General features: G+C 64.8%; 1 protein-coding gene. It reads right to left on the bottom strand.

The window, feature by feature from the left end:
• Positions 1 to 352: 352 nt before the first annotated feature.
• Positions 353 to 2,638, bottom strand: coding sequence for an NADP-dependent malic enzyme (locus tag AC1D34_RS36130; RefSeq protein ID WP_441490629.1), 2,286 nt, complete (start codon positions 2,636 to 2,638; stop codon positions 353 to 355).
• Between the last annotated feature and the right edge of the window lie 306 nt (positions 2,639 to 2,944).

Genomic DNA, 2,944 nt, shown 5'->3' with positions numbered 1-2,944 from the left:
GGCCCAGCCTTCGAGCTGCGCCGGCGCCCGGCTCGAACCCGATCTGGAACAGTGAGTTGCCCCACCGAGAAACCTGCGATGGAGCCATGCCGCACGGCAACAAATCCGCCTGCACCGACAAGCAAAGGCGCGAGGCCGGGCGCACGAATGAGAGCGGCGGCGGCAACAAGACCTGTTCGGGCCGGAGCATACCGATTGCGAGCGGCCGCACCAAAGGCCGGACCCCGAACGCTCGGCCCCGGCCGGGAAGACGGCCGAGACCCGCAGGAAGAAGGCGTCCCGAACCCCTGGGCGTCATCGCCAAGAGGCCGCGACGCAATCCAGCACCGGGGCGCTGGATTGCCGAGCGCGCTCAGCCGCCGATATTGAAGGCGGCCAGCGCCGCCATGTTGACGATGTCGGAATCCTTGGCGCCGAGCGGCACGATCTGCACCGGCTTGTCGAGACCGACGATCAGCGGACCGATCACGGTCGAGCCTCCGAGTTCCTGCAGCATCTTGGTCGAGATCGACGCCGAGTGGAACGCCGGCATGACAAGCACATTGGCCGGCGCGCTCAGGCGACAGAACGGGTACTGGCTCATCACGTCGCGATTGAGCGCGACATCGGCCGCCATCTCGCCGTCATATTCGAAATCGACGCGCTGCCCATCGAGGATCTTGACCGCCTCGCGCACCTTCTCGGAGCGCTCGCCCGCCGGATGGCCGAAGGTCGAAAAAGCGAGCATTGCAACCTTCGGCTCATAGCCGAGACGCCGCGCCACACCTGCTGCCTCGATGGCGATTTCGGACAGTTCCCGCGCCGAAGGCATCTCCGTGATCGCCGTGTCGGCGACAAGCACCGTGCGGCCGCGAGAGATCACGACGGAGACGCCGATCAGCCGGTGCCCCGGCTTGTCGTCGATGACACGCCGGACCTCCTCCAGGGCGATCGAGTAGTTGCGGGTGACGCCCGTCACCATCGCGTCGGCATCACCGAGCGCCACCATCGCAGCAGCGAAATGGTTGCGATCCTGGTTGATCAGGCGCTGGCAGTCGCGGAACAGGTAGCCATGCCGCTGCAGGCGCTCATAGACATACTGGGCATAGGCGGTGTTTCGATGCGAGAGCCGCGCGTTCTGGATCTCGATGCCCTTGGCTTCAAGATCGACACCGAGGAAGGTCGCGGTTTCGCTGATCCGGTCCTCGCGGCCGACCAGAATGGCGTGGCCCAGTCCTTGATTGACGAAGGAGGTCGCGGCGCGAATGACCTGCTCCTCCTCGCCCTCGGCGAAGACGACGCGCTTGGGGTAGCGGCGAACCCGCTCAAAGATGCGGTTCAGCGTGCCCGCGACCGGATCGCGCCGCGCCGAGAGCTGCGCCTTGTAGGCGCCGGTATCGACAATCGGTTTGCCGGCAACGCCTGTTTCCATCGCGGCCTTGGCGACAGCCATCGGCACGACATGGATCAGACGCGGGTCGAACGGGACCGGGATGATATAGTCCTTGCCGTAGCGCGGGCGCGCACCCTGGTAGGCGGCTGCTACCTCGTCCGGCACATCCTCGCGTGCGAGCGAGGCAAGAGCCTCGGCAGCGGCGATCTTCATCTCCATGTTGATCGTGGTGGCGCGGACATCGAGTGCGCCACGGAAGATGAAGGGAAAGCCGAGGACGTTGTTGACCTGGTTCGGATAATCCGAGCGACCCGTCGCCATGATGGCGTCGTCACGCACTGCTGCGACCTCTTCCGGCGTGATCTCCGGGTCGGGATTGGCCATGGCGAAGATGATCGGGTTCGGAGCCATGGAGCGAACCATGTCCGACGTCACCGCACCCTTCTGGCTGAGGCCGAAGAAGGCGTCGGCGCCCTCCATCGCCTGGGCGAGCGTGCGCCGGTCGGTGATGGCTGCATGCGCCGATTTCCACTGGTTCATGCCCTCGGTGCGGCCCTGATAGATCACGCCCTTGGTGTCGCAGAGGATGACGTTGTCGGGCTTGAAGCCCATCGCCTTGAGCAACTCGGTGCAGGCGATGGCGGCAGCGCCCGCGCCATTGACGACGAGCCTGGTCGTCTTGACGTCGCGGCCAGTCAGATCGAGTGCATTGATCAGACCGGCGGCCGCGATGATCGCAGTGCCGTGCTGGTCGTCATGAAAGACCGGAATATCCATCAATTCGCGCAGGCGCTCTTCGATGATGAAGCACTCCGGCGCCTTGATGTCCTCGAGATTGATGCCGCCGAAAGACGGTCCGAGATAGCGCACCGCATTGATGAAGGCGTCGGCGTCTTCGGTGTCGACCTCGAGATCGATCGAGTCGACGTCGGCGAAGCGCTTGAACAGCACCGCCTTGCCTTCCATCACCGGCTTGGAGGCGAGCGCGCCAAGATTGCCGAGACCGAGGATCGCCGTTCCATTGGTGATCACCGCCACGAGATTCGAACGGGTGGTGTAGTCATAGGCCCGCGACGGATCTTCCGCGATCGCCAGCACCGGCACCGCAACGCCCGGCGAATAGGCCAGCGAGAGGTCTCGCTGGGTCGCCATCGGCTTGGTCGGCACGATCTCGAGCTTGCCCGGCCGCCCCTGCGAGTGGAACAGCAACGCCTCCTGATCCGTGAAGGTCGGGCGGGCGCGTTTGGTCGGCGGGCTATCGTTCATGCGACTGTTCTTTTTGTGAGCGTTTCCTGAAGGGTACCGACATTAGGTCAGCCGGCAGCCGCTCCACAAGGCGCGATTGCGGATCAGGGCTGATGACGATGACGCAAGAATGAAGGAGGGTCGCCGGCTTCAGAGCCTGCCCCGAACACTGCGGACGAAATCACCGACATAGCGATCGAGCGCAACCGTCTGCTCGCTGACCTGGCGCGCAGCCTCCACCACCTGAATGGCGCTCTCGCCGGTCATCCGGGCCTCGCCGCCGACGCTGCCGACACTCTCACTGACCGCATTGGTGCTGCCGGCGAC

Source organism: Allobosea sp. P1_A7 (genome assembly GCF_056406775.1).
Note: the sequence above shows the minus strand (reverse complement) of the source record. Positions and strands in the feature narration are given on the sequence as shown.